The 23,034-nt window shown below is 27.6% G+C and carries 19 protein-coding genes and 2 tRNA genes; 3 read left to right on the top strand and 18 right to left on the bottom strand.

Annotated features, from left to right (window positions below):
• Positions 1-39: 39 nt before the first annotated feature.
• From DA803_RS00555 to DA803_RS05925, 3 genes are all read right to left on the bottom strand, one after another.
• Positions 40-113 (bottom strand) — tRNA-Trp (locus DA803_RS00555).
• A gap of 40 nt (positions 114-153) precedes the next feature.
• Positions 154-1,257 (bottom strand): redox-regulated ATPase YchF, encoded by a 1,104-nt coding sequence (ychF, locus tag DA803_RS00550; RefSeq protein WP_114190703.1) that lies wholly within the window; start codon positions 1,255-1,257, stop codon positions 154-156.
• Positions 1,258-1,283: 26 nt separating this feature from the next.
• Positions 1,284-5,477, bottom strand: a complete 4,194-nt coding sequence (locus DA803_RS05925; protein WP_114190702.1) for a hypothetical protein — start codon at positions 5,475-5,477, stop codon at positions 1,284-1,286.
• 553 nt (positions 5,478-6,030) lie between these two features.
• Here DA803_RS05925 and DA803_RS00540 point away from each other — a divergent pair.
• Positions 6,031-6,591, top strand: coding sequence for a thymidine kinase (locus DA803_RS00540; protein WP_114190701.1), 561 nt, complete (start codon positions 6,031-6,033; stop codon positions 6,589-6,591).
• A gap of 34 nt (positions 6,592-6,625) precedes the next feature.
• Here the strand turns inward: DA803_RS00540 and DA803_RS05920 are convergent, their stop codons facing one another.
• The 10 genes from DA803_RS05920 to DA803_RS05915 form a co-directional block, all read right to left on the bottom strand.
• The gene (locus DA803_RS05920) at positions 6,626-8,239 is read right to left on the bottom strand and encodes an ABC-F family ATP-binding cassette domain-containing protein (RefSeq protein ID WP_114190700.1); all 1,614 of its coding nucleotides are present in this window, start codon (positions 8,237-8,239) and stop codon (positions 6,626-6,628) included.
• 135 nt (positions 8,240-8,374) lie between these two features.
• Complete coding sequence (locus tag DA803_RS00530; RefSeq protein WP_114190699.1) at positions 8,375-8,743, bottom strand: F0F1 ATP synthase subunit epsilon; 369 nt, start codon at positions 8,741-8,743, stop codon at positions 8,375-8,377.
• Positions 8,743-10,224: a F0F1 ATP synthase subunit beta gene (gene atpD / locus DA803_RS00525; RefSeq protein WP_114191188.1), complete on the bottom strand. Its 1,482-nt coding sequence runs from the start codon at positions 10,222-10,224 to the stop codon at positions 8,743-8,745. Before atpD ends, DA803_RS00530 begins: the two co-directional genes overlap by 1 nt.
• Before the next feature lie 19 nt (positions 10,225-10,243).
• Positions 10,244-11,113 (bottom strand): ATP synthase F1 subunit gamma, encoded by an 870-nt coding sequence (atpG, locus tag DA803_RS00520; protein ID WP_114190698.1) that lies wholly within the window; start codon positions 11,111-11,113, stop codon positions 10,244-10,246.
• On the bottom strand, positions 11,092-12,675 hold the full coding sequence (atpA, locus tag DA803_RS00515; RefSeq protein ID WP_114190697.1) for a F0F1 ATP synthase subunit alpha: 1,584 nt from the start codon (positions 12,673-12,675) through the stop codon (positions 11,092-11,094). Before atpA ends, atpG begins: the two co-directional genes overlap by 22 nt.
• A gap of 14 nt (positions 12,676-12,689) precedes the next feature.
• Positions 12,690-13,223, bottom strand: a complete 534-nt coding sequence (locus DA803_RS00510; RefSeq protein ID WP_114190696.1) for a F0F1 ATP synthase subunit delta — start codon at positions 13,221-13,223, stop codon at positions 12,690-12,692.
• A gap of 3 nt (positions 13,224-13,226) precedes the next feature.
• Positions 13,227-13,778 (bottom strand): F0F1 ATP synthase subunit B, encoded by a 552-nt coding sequence (locus tag DA803_RS00505; RefSeq protein ID WP_114190695.1) that lies wholly within the window; start codon positions 13,776-13,778, stop codon positions 13,227-13,229.
• Between the two features lies 1 nt (position 13,779).
• Positions 13,780-14,076 carry an ATP synthase subunit C-like protein gene (locus DA803_RS00500; RefSeq protein ID WP_114190694.1) on the bottom strand — a complete coding sequence of 99 codons (297 nt, stop codon included), beginning with the start codon at positions 14,074-14,076 and terminating at the stop codon, positions 13,780-13,782.
• Positions 14,077-14,089: 13 nt separating this feature from the next.
• Positions 14,090-14,920, bottom strand: a complete 831-nt coding sequence (locus DA803_RS00495; RefSeq protein ID WP_114190693.1) for a F0F1 ATP synthase subunit A — start codon at positions 14,918-14,920, stop codon at positions 14,090-14,092.
• Positions 14,898-15,356, bottom strand: coding sequence for a hypothetical protein (locus DA803_RS05915; RefSeq protein WP_145960815.1), 459 nt, complete (start codon positions 15,354-15,356; stop codon positions 14,898-14,900). Before DA803_RS05915 ends, DA803_RS00495 begins: the two co-directional genes overlap by 23 nt.
• Before the next feature lie 242 nt (positions 15,357-15,598).
• Between DA803_RS05915 and DA803_RS00485 the strand changes: the two genes are divergently transcribed.
• Positions 15,599-17,740 (top strand): ATP-dependent Clp protease ATP-binding subunit, encoded by a 2,142-nt coding sequence (locus DA803_RS00485; protein WP_114190691.1) that lies wholly within the window; start codon positions 15,599-15,601, stop codon positions 17,738-17,740.
• Positions 17,741-17,781: 41 nt separating this feature from the next.
• Here DA803_RS00485 and DA803_RS00480 read toward each other — a convergent pair.
• A tRNA-Lys gene (locus DA803_RS00480) sits at positions 17,782-17,857 on the bottom strand.
• 944 nt (positions 17,858-18,801) lie between these two features.
• Here DA803_RS00480 and eno point away from each other — a divergent pair.
• Positions 18,802-20,172 carry a phosphopyruvate hydratase gene (eno, locus tag DA803_RS00475; RefSeq protein ID WP_114190690.1) on the top strand — a complete coding sequence of 457 codons (1,371 nt, stop codon included), beginning with the start codon at positions 18,802-18,804 and terminating at the stop codon, positions 20,170-20,172.
• Between the two features lie 107 nt (positions 20,173-20,279).
• On the opposite strand, the gene rplA is transcribed toward eno, so the two are convergent.
• The 4 genes from rplA to DA803_RS00455 all read right to left on the bottom strand — a co-directional run bounded on the left by rplA (position 20,280) and on the right by DA803_RS00455 (position 22,839).
• Positions 20,280-20,972, bottom strand: coding sequence for a 50S ribosomal protein L1 (rplA, locus tag DA803_RS00470; protein ID WP_114190689.1), 693 nt, complete (start codon positions 20,970-20,972; stop codon positions 20,280-20,282).
• Entirely contained in the window at positions 20,972-21,415 is a 444-nt protein-coding gene (gene rplK / locus DA803_RS00465) for a 50S ribosomal protein L11 (RefSeq protein WP_114190688.1), read from the bottom strand. Before rplK ends, rplA begins: the two co-directional genes overlap by 1 nt.
• Before the next feature lie 153 nt (positions 21,416-21,568).
• Positions 21,569-22,168: an FMN-dependent NADH-azoreductase gene (locus DA803_RS05910; RefSeq protein ID WP_114190687.1), complete on the bottom strand. Its 600-nt coding sequence runs from the start codon at positions 22,166-22,168 to the stop codon at positions 21,569-21,571.
• 77 nt (positions 22,169-22,245) lie between these two features.
• Complete coding sequence (locus DA803_RS00455; protein ID WP_114190686.1) at positions 22,246-22,839, bottom strand: FMN-dependent NADH-azoreductase; 594 nt, start codon at positions 22,837-22,839, stop codon at positions 22,246-22,248.
• Positions 22,840-23,034: the final 195 nt, after the last annotated feature.

Raw genomic sequence — 23,034 nt, 5'->3', positions numbered from 1 at the left:
TGTTTAAAACAAACCGATTTATTTCATTTTTAAATGATATGGCAGGGGTTAAAGGAATCGAACCCTTACGAGCAGTTTTGGAGACTGCGGTACTACCATTATACTAAACCCCCATATAAGAAAATATTATCTTATATTTTTAAATAAAATTTTCTATTTAGCAACTTTAAATAAGCAAATGTCACCATCTTGCATTTGGTAGTTGCGACCTTCTAAACTAATTTTCCCAGCTTCTCGACAACCTTTTTCACCATTAAATTTAACATAATCATCAAATTTAATAATCTCGGCTTTAACAAATTTCTTTTCAAAATCGGTATGAATAATTCCGGCACATTCAGCAGCATTCATTCCTTTTTTAAAAGTTCATGCCCGAGCTTCAATTTCGCCAGCCGTAAAATAAGTTGCTTGATTTAATAAATAAAAGCTTTTTTTAATAATGCTATCAATTCCTGATTCTTCGACATTATATTCGGCAAGAAACACTGCTTTCTCTTCATCATCAAATTGAGATATTTCATATTCTAATTTAATACAAATTGGAATAAGTATTTCATTTTGCTTAGCTAAATGATCATTTAATGTTTGAAAATGTTTGGCATTTTTAATGTCTTTAAAATCATCAACAGATAAATTGGCAACATAAATCGTTGGTTTATCTGTAAGCAATTGATATTTTGCAATAGCAGATTTTTCTTCATGATTTAAATCAAGATTTTTAATCATTATTTCAGATTCTAATGATTTACGAATCTTCTGTAAGACATCAAATTCAAATTTAAGCTCTTTATCATTAGTATTATGAACTTTTTTTGACATTCGAGCTATGATATTCTCAACAGTTTGTAAATCAGCTAAAATAAGCTCTAAATTTATAACATTTAAATCATCAATTGGTGATATTTTGTCACTAACATGAAGAATGTCTTGATTTTCAAAACATCTAATAACGTGAACAACCGCATCAACTTCTCGAATATTAGCTAAAAATTTATTCCCTAGTCCTTCACCTTTTGAGGCTCCGGCCACTAATCCAGCAATATCCACAAATTGAAATGTTGCTTCAACTATTTTTTTAGTGTTAACTATTCTTGCTAATTCTTTTAAACGATAGTCATGTAAATTAACAATAGCAACATTTGGTTCAATCGTGGTGAAAGCATAGTTAGAAGCTTCAGCTTCAACTAAAGTTAGTGCGGAAAAAAGACTGCTTTTACCAACATTAGGTAACCCTACTATTCCTGCTTTTAGTGCCATATTATCTCCTCTTTAAATTATTTATTTTAAATTGAATTATTTTTCTTTATTGCATCTTCATATTTTTGATTGAATTTATAAACCGTTGAATCTCATTTATCGATTTCACCATCTAATGTTAAACCAGTTCTTAAAATATATAAATAATATCTTGGACTATCTCCATGCAAGACTAAATTCTCAATTGTAAGAGGTTTACCATATCCATCAAATATTGGAATTATTGAACTTTCTCATCCATTTGAATGAGGTATTAAGGAATATGATTTAAGTCCTTTATGGCTATAATCTCATTCTTCTTTTATTTTTCCAAAGGGAAGTGGTGATGTTTCTCAATTCGAATCTCACAAATCATTATTAATAATTAAATCATAATTAAAATTTTGTAATCTATTTTTTGCCTTATTATATCTTTCCTGTAATTTTTTTCTAAAATCTATTTGTTTTTTTCAATCATTTTCTTTAAATTTTAAATATTCACGAATTCCATTATCATAAAATCCTTGATTTTTGTCATCACGATAAAATTGTTTAGGACTTTCAATAAATTGATATGGCATTATAAAGCTGAATGGAATTTGATCAAAATCCGGATGATATTTAAAATCATTAGAATAAATAAATTTATATTTTCCGAAAATAGGTAATTTCGCATCATTCACATCATAATAATTATTGTTTTGATTATTTTTATTTGTTTGATCATTTATTGGACGGTTATGTCAAAATACTCTGTGCATTAAAAATGACAATCTATTTAATTCACGAACAAGTCTTTTATATACCATTTGTCCTTGTTTACTATTTTCCAAGGCTTGTCTATACGAAATTTTCATTTCAATTTTTTCATTTTTCTTATTTAATAAAGTTACATTAATAACATTTCTATCATAATCAAATTCTGAATTCATTTTAAAATTAAGTAATGATTTATATTCATCATATTTAATAGCATTATTTACATCAGAATATTTATGATTATATTTTTCTTTTATCGAATCTAATGCTTTTACCTTATCAGTAATAAATGAATCAACTGTCTTATCCACAATTGCTTCATCAAATTCTATATAATCATCTTGAACATTAGAAATTAATTGATCTTTGTTTGTATTTTCTAAAATATTAAATATTCTTTCACTGAATTCTTTTTGTCATTTATTATTTTGATTTTCCTGTAGCTTTAAAACTCAAGATTTAAAATTATTGTTAAAAGTATCTAAATCTGATTTATTGTTAAAAATACCATAAAAATACTCGCTATCATCTTTTCTATCAATAATCTTTTCTTTTATATTTCTTATAGATCCAAATAGATTACTATCATTAAAATATCTTGAACTTGAACTTTCATTTCCTTTTCATTTATTTAGATTTTCAATAGGATAATTTTCAAATATATCTTTAAAAAATTCATCTTCATTATCAGTGCCATAATAAATATAATTATTTGGATTAATAAAGTTTTCTAAAAGTTCAATATTACTCTTTAATAATGATAATCTACTATCAAAATTCGCAAATTTCGATTCAATTGCTACATTGTTTTTTACATTTTCAACAAAAGCAAGATCTTGATCATCATTATCAAATTTTCTAATTAATTCATAAGAAATAGTTAAATTGTTTGATATTACTTCTTCGTTAACAATATCTCATAATAAGCCATTTTGATCTTTTACTTGATATTTATTAGTGCCGTTAGCTACTAGATTTTCGTTATTTGTGTCAATTTCTACATCACTAATAGTTGTATATTTTTTAGCATAATCAAGTGTTCAATCATCGCTATGCTTATGAATATAATTTATTTCTTTATAATTTGAATTTTTAAATTCCCTAGCTATTTTTTTATTATCTATAAAGGTTTGAATATTTTTATAAAGTGTTTTATATTTAGCATTTAATAAGTCTAATTTATCACTTTGGTTTTCCTTTTGTTTTGATATTTCTAAAAAAGAATTAAAATCAAAAGTATATTTATTTTTATTTTTCAATGATTCAATTTTAGAACTGTCTAAATCTTGGTCTGAAAGTCTTTTAAATTCTGCGTTATATTTTGCTTCACCTAATTTGTATAAGCTGATATAACTATTAATTATTTGCTTTTTGTTTTCCCATTCATCTGCGCTAATATCCTTTGTTATATCACCTAAAACAAATTCAGACATTTGTGGTTTTGATTCTTCAAAGGTTTTGTCAAGTTTTTGAATATAATCAATAATATCTTTACGTTTTCTTAAAAATATAGTTATTTTCTCTTCTAGATTTTTAAAATCAGTTCCTGTATAAATTGCTTTAACAAACTTATTTAAAACGTCTTCGCTACGGTCAATTTTTTCTCTTGAATTTGTAGCTCACATAAACAGTGATTCTGTTTCAAAATATTTTTTAATTAATTTCTTATCAGCGGATTTTTCATAGAACATTATTCATTCATCATAGCTCTTAACAAATTCACTTAACACCTTTAAAAAACTTTGATTTTCAATACTTTTTGAAAAATTATTACTATTGTTAATTTGATCAACATTCAGGTCATATGCTAAAACTGATTTGTTATCTATCTGTTGATCCCTATCATAGTAGAATAGTTTGTCATTAACTTCATATTTATTGTTGGTACTATTTACATAATCATTAGCAGTCTTTTTTCATTCTTCATCTTTAATGTCGTCGATTTTGAAATCATTTTTTCTAGCTTCATATTTTTCTTTTAATTCTTTTTCATTAAGTAATAGATTTTTTCATGTGTCATAGCTTTTAGTAAAATCTTTAACTAGTTTTTCATTTGAAGCATATTTCTTATAAGTTCAATTTTTATCATCTTTTCATTCATTTTGATCAAGTGTGAAACGATTTGATGTTTTATCAATATATTCAGCTAGGGATTTCAAAGTGTCTTTTGAATGCTCTTTATAATTATCGCTCTCGATAATTTCCTTTTTAAATTCATTTCAATCATTTGCTATTTTTGTTTTAGAAGCAACTCATTGGTTTTGAATAAGTGGTAATGTTTGATCCATTCAATGCTTTTTGTAGTATCTTTTATTATTAACGGTAAAATATTGTTCTTCAATATTTAGCGAATCGTAGTATGGTTTAAAGTTATTTTTAAAATCATTAAAGTTTGTTTGTTGTTCATTTGAAACGCTATAGTCCAATGAATAAATCTTATTTTGAACTTCTTTGTCAACAGCATACTCTTTAAATGTGACTTGATAAGTAAATCTTAATCAAAATTGATTATCTTTTTTAATTTTTAGATTTTCGTCTTTTTCAATATAAGCAACTTCGTTAGTATCAAGTTGTGATTTTTCAATAATGCTAATTTGTAAGATTTTAAAGTTATTTGTATTTAGCTCATTTTTTATTAAATAAGGATATTGCTTTTCGATGGTATTAGCAGTTTGCAATTTATCAGCTCATGACTCAACGTTTGCATCTTGAATATTAACATTTAAATCATAGTCAGTTTTTAAAATTCTATCATAGGTGTTTTTATGATTTTCAGAATCTTTTAGCAGATCCATTAGCTTTTTAATATTGTTGGTGTTTAATCTAACAACTAAATCTTTTTTAACTTTAGACTCATCTTTTAAAGGTTTAATGGTATCTTGAATTTTAGATTTATATTCATTTACTTTTGATTTCAATTCTACTAAAGCTTTTGCTAAGTCTGAATCATTTATTAATTCTTTTTTAAAGGCTTCACGAGCATTAACTTTTTCTTTACCCTTAGCATTTTTTTCCGATAAGATTAATTCATTAATTCTATTTTGATGTTTTTCTTCTAAGCCGAATCAATATCCATTTTCACTCTTTACTGATTCAACAGCATTAGCATATTCTTTATCTCAATAAAGTTCTAATTTAGTTATTTGCTCAGGGGTTAATGCTTCTCCTTTAATATCTGAATCTTTTTGAATTAATTGTGATGTTTCATCTAATGAATTTAATTCTTTTTCAACCTTAGTTAATAAGTTGGCGTCATATTTTTCATTAAGTTGATTAATAAGTTGATTGGCATCATTTAATTTCGTACCATAAAAATATTTGATGTTTTCATCATCATTCAATTTATTGAAAAGATTAATAACTCTTCTTTTATTGGCTTTTTGTTTATTATTAAGTAATAAAAGCACTGTTGTTGCAATTGACATAGCGCCAACCACAATAGTTCCAGATCACAATATTTTCTTGAGTTTTGATTTTGTCATTTATAGCTCCTAATTTTTTAAATCATAGTTTTAAAGTTTATTCTTTCACAAAAAAATAAACAGAGTTCATGAGCTTTTTACTTTACAAACAGGCAAAAATAAAAAACATAAACAACGTCTAAATATTCTAAAAAAAATAAATTAAAATAATTTATATTATTAACGTAAAAAATAATTATTATTCAAGAATAATAAATAAATTATTAACTTCTTAGTATATCACTAAAATATTTTTTATTACTTAAAATTAGTTATTTTCTAATAAATGAATTTTTTTTAGAATAAAAAGTGATTAATTTATGTGTATTAATGTTTATAAATTGCCATCTATATATTCAAAAATTCATTTACTCTATACCTTCAATAAAAAAATATAAATATATTGTTAATTTTTTATGGATATTATTGACAATTTATATAACTGAATTTATTAAATTAATAATAGAAATTTTTAATTTTTTTAGCCATAAAATTTTGATATTAAAAAAAATATTAATCAGTACCTAGATTAATTTTTTCATATAAAATAATATGCATTAAATAAGGAGGTTATATGTATAAAAATTTTAATGATGGGATGATTGAAATTATTACCGGACCAATGTTCTCGGGTAAAAGTGAAGAACTATTAAAAAAGATACGAATATTAGAATATGCAAAGCTAAAACCACTTGTTATAAAACCAATTTTTGATAGCCGCTTTTCTGATAATGAAATTATTAGTCGCGCAGGAATTAAAAATAAAACATTTACAATAAAAGAACCGAAAGAAATTTATGAATTACTAACTAGAGAAGAATATAAGGCAGTATTAATTGATGAAGCTCACTTTTTTGATAAAAGTTTAGTAAAAATTGCTGATGATTTAGCCAATAGAGGTTATTTGGTAGTAATTGCTGGATTGGATCAAAATTATCTTCGTGAACCATTTGGACCAATGCCTGAATTAATGGCCATAGCTGAAAAAATTATAAAATTACAAGCAATTTGTGTCATATGTCAACATGCTGCTTCTACTAGTTATCGAATTATTAAATCAAATCAAGAGCATCTACTTGGCGATAGTGATGAATATCAAGCTAGATGCCGCAAATGTCATTTTAATAAATTATAAAAGCACAAACTCAAATTTGTGCTTTTTTCAATAATTAATAACCCATTGCTTCTTCGTATTCTTCTAAATTGCCATAGAATAAATAGCTAGCTTGTGGTTTTATTTCTAAGATTACCGACGCACATTCTTTAATCATTGCTCGATTATATGTTGTAAAAATACAAGAACTTTTATATGATTTTATAGCATCAATTAAACTGTCAATCGATTCAGAATCAAGATGGTCAAGTGGTTGGTCAAAAATTAAAAAATTACTTTCTTCTAACATTAATTTTGACATCATTAACCGAACCTTTTCACCACCACTTGTTACAGTAACATTTTTAAACACACTATCATTTGAAAATAACATTCTTCCGAGAAAGGCACGCATACGAGAATCGCTATTATCCTTGGTCTCTTGAGTGCTATTATTTAATGGTCATTTACTAATTCATTCTAGAATAGTTTCATCATTTTGAAAGTATTCACTATTATTAGTAGGAAAATAATTTGGTTTGATAGTAATTCCTCAATTAACTGTTCCTCTAGTTGGCTGTCTTTTCCCAGCCAATATTTCTAGAAAACGAGTTTTGGCGATATCATCATTACCAATAATTACCATTTTATCATTAGCTCTTAGATTAAAAGATACATCTTCGAACAAGACTTCGCCAGCATCATTAATATATGTTAGATTTTCCACAGACAGAATTTGTTTACCAGGTAAACGATTTAATTCAAATTTAATAAAAGGATATTTCCTTGAAGATGGCTTAATTTCGTCAATTACTAGCTTATCAAGTAGCTTCTTACGGCTTGTTGCTTGTTTAGATTTAGAGGCATTGGCTGAGAATCTTGCGATAAATTCTTTTAATTTTTGTGCTTGTTCTTCTTTTCTTAAATTTTGTTTTTGTTGCATATCTAAAATCAATTGTGATGATGTTTTTCAAAAGGTATAATTTCCGACAAATAGTTTTGCTTCTGAAAAATCAATATCAACAATATGAGTACAAATTTCATCTAAGAAATCACTGTCATGACTAACAACGATGACAATATTATCGTAATTAACTAAGAAATTTTCAAGTCATTTAATAGTTTTTAAATCTAATCTATTTGTTGGCTCATCCATAATTAAAATATCAGGATTTCCAAATAAGGCTTTAGCAAGTAGAACCTTTACTTTGTCATTAGCTTTCAGATCACTCATTTTCATTTCTCATTTTTCTGGACCTATACCTAAATTTGAAAGTAAAATCTGTGCGTCATTTTCTGAACTTCAACCACCCATTTCGCCATATTTTTGTTCTAAATGACTTGCACGCTCATAATCTTTGTCAGTAGCATTAGGGTCAAGGTATATATTATTTTTTTCGATATTCAAATCATATAATTCCTTATTTCCCATAATTACAACTTCAGTTACAACAAAATCATCATATTCGTTTTGATTTTGACTTAAAACTGACATTCTCGCATTTTTTTCTTTGATAATTTGACCACCAGAAGCTTCAATTTCTCCACTAATAATTTTTAAAAATGTTGATTTTCCAACCCCATTGGCACCAATAATTCCATAAACGTTGCCTGGCAAAAATTTCAAATTTACATTGGTAAATAATTTTTTGTCTGGAAATATTTTGCTTAAATTACTAATTTCTAACATTACTTTTTCTCCTTATCTTATTTTAATTATCATTTGATTAAGTGTAGTTATATAAGATAATATAAATAATATAATAATTTATCAAAAAAAATTACAAACTTTAATAAAAAATGCTAGAGATAATTTCTAGCATAATTATTTGTTATTTTCAGTAAGTTTTTTCTTTAGATATAACTCTTCAATTAAGCGATATTTAGTTTGATCTTCTTGAACAAAGGTTTCGTTATGAACTAATGGTTTACTATCAATCTCATTAACTATCATTGATAATGTGTTATCCTTAAAATAAACTATTCCTTTATCAACATAATAAGTTTTAAGGTTAGGCGACGATTTATAATTTATGTAAATCATAGAAGGGATTAATGAAGAAATGAATTGTGTAGCATTTGCCATTAAACCAACTTCCCCTTCAGTTGTTCTAAAAGTACAAATATCAGTGTTCACATCAAGAAATATTCCGTGTGGAGTGGTGATAATAACCCTAATTTTGTTATTTGTCATTATCCTTTATAAATTACTCCAAGTTTTTTAGCTTTTTCAACAACATCTTCAATGGTTCCAACATATAAAAATGCTTCTTCGGGTAATTCATCATATTTACCACTAAGTATTTCTTTAAATGAGTTAATAGTATCCTCTAATTTAATATATTTACCTTGAATACCAGAGAATTTTTCCGCCACAAAAAATGGTTGTGACAAGAAATTTCTAATTCTTCTTGCTCTTGCGACAGTTCTTTTATCATCTTCACTAAGTTCATGCATCCCAAGAATTGCAATAATATCTTGAAGTTCCTTAAAGCGTTGTAGAATATTTTGAACTGATCGAGCAGTATTATAATGTTCTAATCCAATAATATTAGGGTCCATCATTCTTGAATTTGAGCCTAATGGATCAATTGCTGGATAAATTCCAAGTGCGGCAATATCACGATCTAAAACTGTTTTAGCATCTAGGTGAGTAAATGTTGTTGCAGGGGCCGGGTCAGTTAAGTCATCAGCTGGCACATAAACCGCTTGAACTGAAGTAATTGCCCCTTTATTAGTAGAAGTTATTCTTTCTTGCAATTGACCCATTTCAACAGCTAATGTTGGTTGATATCCAACTGCTGAAGGCATACGTCCCAACAAAGCAGATACTTCTGATCCAGCTTGTGTAAATCTAAATATGTTATCAATAAATAATAGCACATCTTGTCCCATTGAATCTCTAAAATATTCAGCCATAGTTAGTGCGGTATAAGGAGCACGCATTCTGGCTCCTGGAGGTTCATTCATCTGACCAAACACCAAAGCAGTTTTATCTAAAACGCCGCTAGCTTTCATTTCGTGATATAAGTCATTTCCTTCACGAGTTCTTTCACCAACTCCGGCGAAAACAGACAACCCACCATGCTGTTTAGCAATATTGTTAATTAGTTCTTGAATTAGAACGGTTTTCCCAACTCCGGCACCACCAAATAACCCAATTTTTCCACCTTTTATATAAGGAATTAAAAGGTCAATAACTTTTATACCTGTTTCGAAAATTTCTAAAGTAGATTTTTGTTCTTCATAACTTGGTGCAGAACGGTGGATTGGGAGTTTATCGGTAAATGTTCCACCGAGTAGATCAATTGGTTCTCCTAAAACATTAAACATTCTTGATAAAACATTTTTACCAACTGGGGCCATAATAGGTGAATTAAGATCAAGTACTTTCATTCCCCTTCTTAGTCCGATTGTTAAATTCATAGCAATAGTTCGAACTGTATCATTTCCAATATGTTGAGCAACTTCTAGAATTTGTTCCCCTTGAAATTTGTCTTTTAATTCTTCATCAACAATTTTTAAAGCATTTAAGATTTTAGGACTCTTTCCTTCTTCGAATCTAACATCAACAACTGAACCTAGTATTTGGGTAATAACTCCATAATTTTTTTTATTACTTTTACTAGAAATAATTGTTTCAGATTCACTAATATTAACTTTTTTTCTTGGCATATTTCTAACCTTTCTTTTTTTAGCTTGCTCCATTAACAATTTCTGTCAACTCTTGAGTAATTTTTGCTTGTCTTGAACTATTGTATTCAACTTTAAGATTATCAATTAAATCTTCTGCATTGTCACTAGCTTGTTCCATTGCTGTTCTTCTTTCGCTTACTTCTGATAATTTAGAACTTGTCAAAGCGTGATACATAGATGCTTCGAAAAATAATGAAAAAGAATTTTTTAAGATTTCTTCTGGTTTGGTTTCAAAACTATCTGAATCAATTTCCTCAATCATATGTGATGAATTTAATTTTAAAATTGTTTCTTTTGAAATTGGGAATATTTCTTGAACTACTGGATCTGATTTAATGGGGTTTACATAATTTGTGTATATTAGTTTAACTGATTTAAGTAATGAAATTTCTAATACGTCATAAACTTTTTTTGATATCAATTTAGCAATATCATATCCAGGATCATCACCAACTTGAGTAATAGCTTGAATTATTCGAAATGATTTATCTCTACCGATGATGCTTAGTAGCTTGCTTCCAATAACTATTAACATATCTTCAGGTTGAACTTCTCTTTTAATGGTTTTAAACATTTCTGAATTAAATGCTCCACAAAGACCTAAATCACTTCCGAAAACAATGTATAAGTTGCGTTTATGGTGAAAATCTCAGGAATTTGTATTCAATAACTTGTCTATATTTTGATCTGAATTTTGAATTAAATTAATAAATAATTTTTGGACATTTTGATAATAAATATCAACATTTTCTGATTTATTTTTGATTTTTGAAAATTTTGCAGTAGCAACAAGTTGCATTGCTTTTGTTATTTTCTTAGTAGAATTAATTGAATTAATCCGGTGCTTTATTTTTTGTAAGCTTTCCATGGCAATTCTGGAACTGGTGAATAAAGTTCTTTATTATAAAGCGGGATATTTTTTACAAAATCATTGTTAAATTCAATAATTTTATTGTATAGTTTTTCAATTAATTCGTTATTTCAATCACTTGCTGCTTGAACATCTCTGGCAATATTAATTGCTTCGGCATTATTTTTAAAATAATTAACAACACTAGAAACATATTTGCTTAATTGGTTTTTAGGGATTACATTAATTAATCTATATTTGGTGCAGAATAAGATAATAATTTGTTCGAAAGATGAATAAGGCGAGTACTGAGGTTGTTTTAACAATTCAAAAACTTTTGCCCCATGATCTAAAACAATTCTTGTGGCCTGGTCTAGATCAGAACCAAATTGCGCGAATGATAACATTTCATTATATTGTGCTAATTCTAATTTCAAACTAGAAACAATTTTTTTCATCATTTTAGTTTGAGCAGCTGACCCTACCCGGCTAACTGAATATCCAATATCAATAGCTGGTCTTTGTCCAGAGTTAAATAGAGATTCCTTGGTAAAAATTTGTCCATCAGTAATTGAAATAACGTTTGTAGGAATATATGCAGCAATATCTTCAGCTTGTGTTTCAATAATTGGTAAAGCGGTAATTGAACCACCTCCATTATTCGCATTTAAACGTGCAGCTCTTTCTAGCAATTGTGAATGAAGGTAGAAAACATCACCTGGATATGCTTCACGACCTGGTGGACGTCTTAGTAGAAGTGATAATGTTCTATATGCAACAGCATGTTTTGACAAATCATCATAAACAATTAAAACATCTCGACCTTTAGACATTCACTCTTCAGCAATAGTAACTCCAGTATATGGTGCAACATATTGAAGCGGAGCACTTTCGGCAGCTGATGCGGCAATTATTGTTGTATATTTTAGCGCATTATGTTTATCTAATTGATCAACTATTTGAGTAATTGTTGAATTTTTTTGACCAATAGCAACATATATACAATATACATTTTTATCTTTTTGATTTAGGATGGTATCGATCGCTATTGCGGTTTTTCCGGTTTGACGATCACCAATAATTAATTCTCTTTGTCCTTTTCCGATTGGAATCATTGCATCAATTGCTAAAATACCAGTTTGAAGAGATTCAGTTACTTCTTGACGGGTCATAACACCAGGTGCTATTTTAAATATTGGGCGTCTTATTTCATATACTATTTTGCCTTTTCCATCAATTGGCTCAGCTAACGCATTTACAACTCTCCCCAATAAATTATCACCGACAGGAGATGAGATAACTTCTTTGGTTCTAGTTACCAAACTATTTTCAACGATATTTCTATCGTCCCCCATAACAACGATTCCGACTAAATCTTCTTCAAGATTTAAAGCCATACCAAATATTCCACACTCAAATTTAACAAGTTCACCATGTTCAACATTAGTTAGTCCACTAACTAGAGCAATTCCATCTCCAACAGTGATAACCTTACCAATTTGTTCATATGAAATGTCTTGAGTAAAATTTTTAATTTGTGATTTAATAATGGCTGACAAATCAGTTGGTTTTAATGGCATATTTCTCCTTTCATTTAATTAATTTGTTTTTTTATTTTGTTTAATTGACCCAATACTGAATTATCAATTAAAAAGTCATCAACTTTAATTTTAATTCCACCAATAATTTCTGGTGTAACTTCATTCATTAAATGAACATCTGAATTTAATTTTTTTGAAATTTTAATTTCGAATTTTCTAATTTCAGCATCGGTCAATGGTTTAACAGTGAAAATCGTTCCATATTTAATATTTAATTTTTCGTTTGCAAGTTCAACAAATTTGTTAAGAATTTCGATTAAATACTTAATCGTATGTTGTTTGGATGCAAGTTTAATGATATTAATTAAATATTCATGATATTGTCCAAAGGCTTTATCAATTAATTTAAATTTTTCTTCATCACTAATATCATATGAGTTTAAAAATGATAAATATGATTTATTTTTTTTAACTACTTTAACAATTTCGGCGGCTTGGTTAGCTATTTCAGGTAAATTATCACTACTTCTTGCCAAATCAAATAGGGCAAATGATCAATTGTAAATTAGTTCATTTAAATTAGTCATAATCTATTTTTCATCCAAAACATCTTTAATCATTTTTAGATTATCTTTGTTTTTGATTTCTCTGCCTAAAATTTTTTCCGATAATGCTACAGCACTTTCAATAATTAGTTTCTTTTGTTTTTTTTCAAATTCGGATTGTTTTTTGTTGATTAAAATGTCAGCTTGGGAAATAATTATTTCCGCTTTTCGTTTAGCTTGTATTGTACTATTATCTATAATTTTTTCACCTTCAATTTTTGCAAGTGAAATAATGTTATTAGCTTGTAAATCAGCATCAATGATTGCCTTATCATTCTTTTCACGAATTTTTAAAGCATCTTCTTTTGCCTTGATTGAGTCGTCAATATTATTTTGAATAAATTTTTGACGTTTTTGCACCATTTTTTTAAGTGGTTTATAAACCAAAAAGGTAATAATTAAAACAATAATACATAATGTGATTAATGAGAAGACAAAATATGGTCAGTTAAAACTTAATCCAGAAAATGCCTTATTTAATTCTTCGCTGACATCAGCTCTTCTAACTTCAGAATAGTTAGCTATTAAATTTTCCATATTATACAAATATTAATAATAGGGCAATAATTAAACAGTAAATTGAAGCAGTTTCAACAATTGCTAATCCTAGAATTAAAACACCACGCACTTTAGAAACTGATTCAGGATTTCTTCCAATCGCCTCACAAGCTTTAGCAACGGCCACACCTTGTCCTATTGAAACAAGACCAGCTCCAGCAATGGCAAGACCAGCTCCTAACATTGTTAATCCATAAGCGAATGGGTAATTACCATTTCCTGCACTGGCTGTATCTTTATTAAAAGCGTTAATTAATAAGTTAAATTTTTCATTCATGTTTTCTTCTCCTTTAAGTTGTAAGATTTATTTTTGTATCAACTTGATTTTCTTGATTGTTATTTTCCACAATTAATTCTTTTAGTTCTTTTATTTTTTTCTTATGTTTTTCTTTTACTTCGACCTCAGAGGCGCCTTGTCAATAAGATATTGTCAATATCATAAATACCCCTGCTTGAATTAAATCATCAAATAAATCAAAATATAAATTAAATGATGGTAATATCAAGACTCCAAATGGATTAATTTCAGCAGCTGCTGAATCAGAAGGCACTCCTAAAATTTTTGATCAAATATTATTTAAGAAAAGACTCGATAAGGTTATTAGCACAAGACCACCTAAAATATTTCCGAACATACGGAAGGTTAAACTAATAATTGGCGAAATAGTTGAGACTATTTCTAATGGGTTTAGTAGTTTTGCTAAGTGTCTAAATTTATTGTAAATAAAACCAACCGTTAATGTTCCTAATCAGGTAACTGCTGTGGCCGCTAAAACCGCAGAGATACTTGAACCGATAGGGGCAAACCCAAATAATGAAACAACATTTCCAAAAAAGAAAAAGACAAATAATGAAATCAAATAAGGATTTGCGCGATCAAATTTTCTTTCGTGAGTTTCACTAATGAAATCATCACTTGAAATAATTATTGTTTCAACTAACATAAGTGGAGCATTAGGAGCTTTTATTGTTTTTTGACGACGAATAGCAATATAAATTAATATTGATAAAACTAATGTTATAAATATTAAAACAATCATGCTAAATATTAAATTATTGTTAGCATATGCCTTGCCATTTTCAGGAGCTCCTCATCAATTAAGTTTGAGTATTTTGTCCATATCCCCCCTTTCCAAGATTTTTTTTATTTTTAAAATATTCAACTAACACTGTTGTGATTGATTGAATCATAAAAATTAAATACGGACTAACAATGGTAAAAATATTAAAAGGCTGTTGCCCAACATTATTTCATCCATACTTTAATTTGAATAGATAATTGAATATTGCAAATAAGATAATTACCAAAAAATTGCAAAACTCTATAATTAAAAAAAGCACGACGCCTAATGTCCTAACTTTTGTAATTTGTTTTTGTGGTTTTTTGCTAGCTATTACCTTAATAGGCAAATAAATTGATGTCAAAAACAGACAAAAACTAATTATCCCAACAATATGGCCTAATGCTAAATCATATCTTATAAATGAAAATGCCAAATACATCATCATCATTGCGGCATTAAGTGTGATATTGATTATTCAAAATCTTCTATTCAATATTTCTTTCATTTTACTTAAATCGGTTAATCAAATAACCATAATTATTATATGACTTTTTTTAATAAAGGTAAATAATTATATTTTTTTAAAGATTTAGAATTTTCAATAATTTTCTAGAGTTTTTATTGAGGTGTTTCTTAATAAATTAAGAAAAAAGTAATATTTTTATCACTTGACGAGTGAGAGTGCTAAAAAAGTGCTATAATGATTTTAGAAAAATAGGTTAAGGAGGGAATAAAATGCAAGCATCATTTACACCAAATGAAGAAATTAAAGATCCGCTAAAGGCTTATGGAAGAGACCTTACCGAATTGGCACAACAAAATAAGCTAGAACCAGTTATTAATCGTGATGAGGAAATTAGATCATTAGTTAGAATTTTAAGTCGTAAGACCAAAAATAATCCGGTTTTAGTGGGAGAGCCCGGCACTGGTAAAACAGCAATTGTAGAGGGACTTGCTCGTAAAATTGTTGAAAATCAAGTTCCCGAAAATTTGAAAAACAAACAACTAATTGAAATTGATTTAGCATCGCTAGTAGCGGGCACACAATATCGTGGACAATTTGAAGAAAGACTAAAATCATTAGTTAAACGCGTTGAAAAATCTAATGGTGAAATAATTCTATTCATCGATGAAATTCACACCATCGTTGGAGCAGGAGCAACTGGTGAAGGAAGTATGGACGCAGCCAATATACTAAAACCTATGATGGCTAGAGGACAACTTCATTTAATTGGTGCAACAACATTAGACGAATATCGCAAATACATTGAAAAAGACTCAGCTCTTGAAAGAAGAATGCAAAAGGTAATGATTTCTGAACCTTCAGTTGAAGATACTATCAACATCTTGAGAGGAATTAAAGAAAGATTTGAATCATTTCACCAAGTAAAAATTGAGGATAATGCTTTGGTGGCGGCAGCTAATTTATCAAATAGATATATTTCTGATCGATTTTTACCTGATAAGGCAATAGATTTAATTGATGAAGCAGCATCAAATATCAAAACCGAAATGAATTATTTACCTGAATCTCTTGAAAAAATTATTAATGAAATTACTAAATTAGAGATTGAAAAAGCAGCTTTAAAAAATACAGATAAAGCAAATACCAAAAAAAATGCGCTACGTCTAGAAGAAATTGAAAAAGCACTAAAAGAGTTAAGAGAAAATAAAATAACTATTGAAAATAACTGAATTTCAGAAAAATCTGATGTTAAAAAATTGGCAGTAACAAAGGAACATATTGAAGAATTGAATCGCCAATTACCAATTCTACAAAGTGAAGGTAATTATACCGAAGCGTCAAAAATTATGTATGTACTAATGCCAGAACTTACTAAAACTCGTGACCAATTGGAGAACAAAATTTTAGCAAGAAAAGAACGACTTATTAAAGATTCTGTCGATGCAGAAGAAGTTGCAAGCATTGTAAGTAAATGAACTAAAATTCCAGTTTCAAAATTATTACAAAGTGAAAAGGACAAAATTCTTAATTTAGAACAAACACTAGAAAAACGGGTAAAGGGACAAAATAATGCAATTAAATTAGTCTCTGAAGCAATTCAAAGATCAAAAGCTAATATTAATGACCCAAACCGACCAATTGGTTCATTTCTATTTCTAGGTCCAACAGGGGTTGGTAAAACCGAAATGGCTAAAGCATTAGCAGAAGCACTATTTGATGATGATAACCGAATTGTTCGAATTGATATGTCAGAGTACATGGAAAAACATGCGGTTTCAAAATTAATTGGATCGCCTCCAGGATATGTTGGCTTCGATGAAGGTGGTCAATTAACTGAAAGAATTAGACAAAACCCTTATTCAATAGTATTATTTGACGAGATTGAAAAAGCTCATACTGATGTTCTTAATTTATTACTTCAAATTCTTGATAATGGTCAAGTTACAGATAGTCATGGTAAAAAAATTAATTTCAAAAATACAATTATTATTATGACCTCAAATTTAGGAAGTACAGAAATTATAGAAAAGAAAGTTAATGAAAATAATATTCGTCCTTTGTTGCTAAAAAGTTTAAAACCTGAATTTATTAACAGAATTGATGAAATTGTAATTTTTAATGCTTTAGATGAAAATATAATTGAGGAAATTGTTAAGTTAGAATTAAATAAATTAATTAAACGTGTCGAAAACAATCACCCAATTCGTCTTTCATACACAAATAATCTTATAAAATATATCGCCGTAAATGCTTATGATTCAGCTTTTGGAGCAAGACCAATTAAAAGATACATTCAAAAAAATGTAGAGAATAAATTAGCAATTTTTATGATTAGTGAACACATATATGAAAATCAAGCTATTCAAATATCTCTAAATGAAAACAATCAAATTGAAATTATTAGTCAATAGTTAATAAAAAATAATCAGGCTCATCACCTGATTATTTTATTTGGTACGCCCTGTGGGGATCGAACCCACGACCCAAGGATTAAGAGTCCTTTGCTCTGCCAGCTGAGCTAAGAGCGCATATATAACAAATATATTATAATTTAAAAATAATTTTTATTTAACATATTTACTATTCAAATAAAAAATTTTAGAGTAAAAAATGAGACATATATTTTTAAAAAATAATTTATTTTAATTCATAAACAATCTTATAAGGGAATTTTTATTATTTTACTAAGGTAAATTTAACTAATTTATATTCAAATATAGAAGAATCTAAAATTATTTAAAAAATATATAAAAATTAAAAAATAAAAATCCACATTAAATTAAGTTTAATTTTTAAAAAAAATGTAATTTTTTAGATATCTCATAATTTTTTTTAAAAAAATAAAAAATTTTGCTATTTTTTTTATATAATTTAATTGCTATTTAAATTATTAAATAGCAATAAACAAACATTATTTTTTTAAGGAAACATAAGATTTTTTTATAGGATTATTCATTTTTGTAAACAAACAGGAAAACATAAAATTACATTAAAAACATATAATAAAAAAGGCAGGATTAATTACCCTGCTTTTTCATTGCTATATTTACATAACTTCAGTAATATTAATTTATAGGTTAATTTTATTAAATTTCACATATTAAATAAATTAAAGTTTAGAAAATCAATAAAATTATATTCTAGAATTTTTATTTAACAAAATCTCACAATAACTCTTGTTCAGGGGATATTACTAATAAATTTTTAAAAACTATTTTGCTAATATTGCACCGATAAATTTGCTAATTTATTTTACATATTATATATAAATAGTTTTATGTAAGTTTAATATTTATATGTTTTGTAAGAGATCTAATATTTTAAAAAACCTAATTTAATAAAATATTTATGTTAAAAATTACAAAAATTAAGATTAAAAAAATAAATAAATAATGCTACAAATAAATATAAAGGTTCTATATTTTTATACTTATTTTTATTTATATATATAATTAATAATTGAGGTGTAAATATGTCAAAAATAATAAAACTTAATGCATATGAAGTTTTAGATAGTCGTGGAAACCCAACAGTTAAAGTAGAATTAAATACCGAAAAAGCATATTCAGAAGCTTTAGTTCCTTCGGGAGCTTCAACCGGTTCTAAAGAAGCTGTTGAATTAAGGGACAAAAATACTAAATATGAAAAAAATTGATATGGCGGCAAGGGTGTTCAAACCGCATGCGATAATGTTAATAACATTATCGCACCCAAATTAATTAATGAGGATGTTCTAAACCAAGAAAAAATTGATCAAATGATGATTGAACTTGATGGAACACCAATTAAATCAAAATTAGGAGCGAATGCAATTCTAGCTGTTTCACTCGCAGTGGCACGTGCAGCTGCTAAAGAACTTAAATTGCCATTGTATGAATACTTGGCATCACTTGACAAGCGTAAAGCATACAAATTACCAGTTCCAATGCTTAATGTCATTAATGGTGGAGAGCATGCTTCAAACACTATTGATTTCCAAGAATTTATGATAATGCCATTGGGAGCTAAAAGTTTTAAAGAAAGCATGCAAATGGCAAACATGGTATTCCATACACTTGCTAAATTATTAAAAGAAGCGGGTCATGGAACTCAAGTTGGTGATGAAGGTGGATTTGCTCCAAATCTCCACACTCATGAAGAAGCTTTAGACTTTTTAGTTAAGGCTATTGAAAAAGCAGGATTTAAAGCTGCAACATCTGGAGAGAAAGCAATAGCAATTTGTTTAGATGCTGCAAGTTCAGAGCTTTATAATAAAGAAACACAAACATACGTTTTCAAGAAATTTAAAAAAGCTATTGATGAAAAAAGAGCAGGATTTGAGAAATATTCAAATCTTAAATACTCATTTACAACAGAGGAATTTGTTGATTACTATGGAACACTAATTGCCAAATATCCAATTATTTCAATCGAGGATTCACATGATGAAAACGATTGAGTTGGATTTGAACAAATGAATAAAAAATATGGTAAAAAAGTTCAACTTGTTGGAGATGATTTGATTGTAACTAATCCAAAATACATCAAAATGGCAATTGATAAAAAAGCTATTAATGCATCATTAATTAAAATTAATCAAATTGGTTCGCTAACAGAAACCATTGCTGCTATTAAAATGTCACAGGAAGCAAATTTAGTGCCAATCATTTCACATCGTTCAGGTGAAACTGAAGATACATTTATTGCTGATTTAGCTGTTGGATTCAACACAGGCGAAATTAAAACTGGATCAATGTCAAGAACTGATAGAGTTGCAAAATATAACCGACTATTAAAAATTGAAATGGAATTAGATAAAAATGCAAAATACGAAGGTATTGACGCATTTCATAATTTAAAATAATAAAGGAAGCATTGTGTGTTTAACATCAATGCTTTTTTATTACATTATTTATAAATAATTAAAAATTGCAATAAAAAACATTATCGCTATTGATAATGTTTATTTTATTAATCTATTTTTACTCTTACTGATGCACCCATTGATGTTGATACAGTAATATTTAAAACGTATACACCTTTAACAGTTTGTGGTTTTAATCTTTTAACAGTATTGATTAAAGTTTCGGCATTTTCAGCTAGAATTTGTGAATCCATTGATTTTTTACCAACAGAAGCATGAATAATTCCACCTTTATCAGCACGGTAATTAGCTTTACCTTTTTTAAGTTCTTCAACTGCTTTAGCGGGATTTGTTGTAACAGTTCCAGTTTTAGGGTTAGGCATTAAACCTTTAGGTCCTAATTTTTTACCATATTTTCCTAATACTAACATCATTTTTGGATCCGCAACTATAACATCAAAATCATATTTATCTTTGTTTAAAACTTCTGGTAATTCAGAAGCTGAGTATACATAATCAGCTCCAGCTTCTAATGCTGCTTTTTGTGCTGAAGTTTCATCAGTTGCAACTAAAACTTTAACAGTTTTACCAGTTCCGTGTGGCAGTAGAACCGATCCACGTAATTGTTGTTCTGATTTTCTGGTATCTAGGTTTAATTTGATAGCTATATCAAGTGATTCATCAAATTTAGCGAATGAAGCTTTTTTTGCTAAATTAATTGCTTCCACTAAAGGATAAACATCTTTTTTGTTAACTAGGCTTTTTACCGATTTAACATTTTTAGAAATTCTTTTTGCCATTAGTTAGCACCGCCTTTTAGTCATTCTTCATAGCCTTCAACTGTGATTCCCATATTTTTAGCTGTTCCAGCAATTTGTTTCATTGCTGATTCAATTTTTGATGAATTTAAATCAGGTAATTTGTATTCAGCAATTTCTTTAAGTTGATCAAGAGTAATTGAACCAACTTTTTCTTTATTAGGTTTACCACTACCTTTTTTGATTTTTGCTGCTTCGATTAATTTATAAGCAGTTGGTGCAGTAAATAATTTAAATGTAAATGATTTATCTTCATATACAGTAATTAAAACAGGAACTGGTTCAGATCCTCTGTCTTTAGTTTTGTCATTAAATGCTTTTGTAAACTCTGGCATGTTGATTCCAACACCAGCCAAAGATGGTCCGGGTTTAGCTTGCCCAGCATTAAATTGTAACTTGGCTTTTTTAACAATTTTTTTTGCCATTATAAAATCCTTTCGATTATTGTGGTGCAAATGAATTTTTATAAATTCTCCCACTTGCAAGAGGCAATTTAATATTGCATTAACTATTATAGCAAAGATTTTTTTATAAATAAAAAATCACATCAATTTGTGATTTCAATAATTTATCAGAAACTAAAAATTGCTTGCCTTTTCTATAATTTCGCTTAATTTTGATTCTAGTAGCTCTTCCATAGTATAGTTTTTAAGTGGATTGGCTTTAACTCCGGCTAAAATAATAGTTTCACTAACTTCTGCTCCCAAAAATTTTCATATTCCTTCAAGATAATTAATATGACTTGCCCATGGATATCAGCCAAGTGGTGCCCCTTGGGTTGCAATAATTTGAATTTTTAAATTGTCCAAAAGTCCAATTGCTGCGCCTTTTTTTGCATATTTATATGAAAAAGTTTTGTTGGCCACAGCAATTCGATCAAAGAAAGTTTTAATAGTTGCTGGTACATTAAAGTTTATCATTGGGCTGTTCATGATAACTTTATCAGCTTTTTTTAATAATTCTATATAAAAATCAGAATCTTTTTCATTAAAAAAATTTACTTTATTCTTTGATGTTAATAGATTTGTCGACATATCAAGATCATTTAAATTAAGTTCTTGAATTTCATCCATAGGGTGTGCTTTTTTATACTCTTCAACATAACGTTTTGTTAGCATTGTTGATATTGATAAGTTTTCTTCAATTGGTGACCCATAAATTACAATTATTTTTGACATTATCCTCCTAATTTTGTAAAATCATAGTTTTATTATAGCATTATCAAATTAAAAATAGCCTAATTGGCTACTCTTGATTAAAATGCTTTTGCTTTTGTAATTAATTCATCTTTAAAATAATTAACTAATTCATCTTTTGTCATACTGTTGAGCGGTGCTATATTTATTCCGGCTGCAAGAAAACTTGGACTAATTTCAGCACCTAAAAATTTTCATATCATTTCCATCATTTGAATATGTTTGGGTTCTAGTGTTGTTGGTGAACCTTGGGTTGCGATAATTTGAATTTTTAAATTTTTTAATAATCCTTTTGCTTTGCCATTTGAAGATTCTTTGTGAGTAAATGTTTCATTAGCAACAATAATTCGATCAAAAAAGTTTTTTACAATAGTTGGAATAGATAAGTTAATCATCGGAGCTGATATTACAATTTTATTAACTTCTTTTAATAATCTAATATATTGAGCTGAATTTTTTTCATTAAAAAATTCACCAATATTTTTTGATGTCAAACTTATAGTTGACATTTCTAGATCATTTAAATCCAAATCTATAATTTCATCATTAGGATTATTTTTACGGTATTCATTTACAAAAAATTCTAATAATCTATAAGAATTTGAGTCTGATTTTGGTATTGGCGAACCATTTAAAACTAATAATTTTGCCAAGAGGCCTCCTTACATTATTTTTTTATGTTTCATATTATAAAGCAAAAAATAAAAACAAGTTGTTTCAATTAACTTATAGGTTAATAAATTGGTTTAAATATTTTTATTGATTTTAAAAATTGTTAATAAAAAAACTTAACTATGACATTAAGTTTTAATTGGCGCAATTAAAAGGCATTTTGCCTTAGTTTAACT

The sequence above is a fragment of the [Mycoplasma] phocae genome (assembly GCF_003332325.1).
GTDB classification, from domain to species: domain Bacteria; phylum Bacillota_I; class Bacilli_A; order Mycoplasmatales; family Metamycoplasmataceae; genus Metamycoplasma; species Metamycoplasma phocae.
The sequence above is the reverse complement of the archived record's forward strand: the minus strand, read 5'-3'. Positions and strand labels throughout refer to the sequence as shown.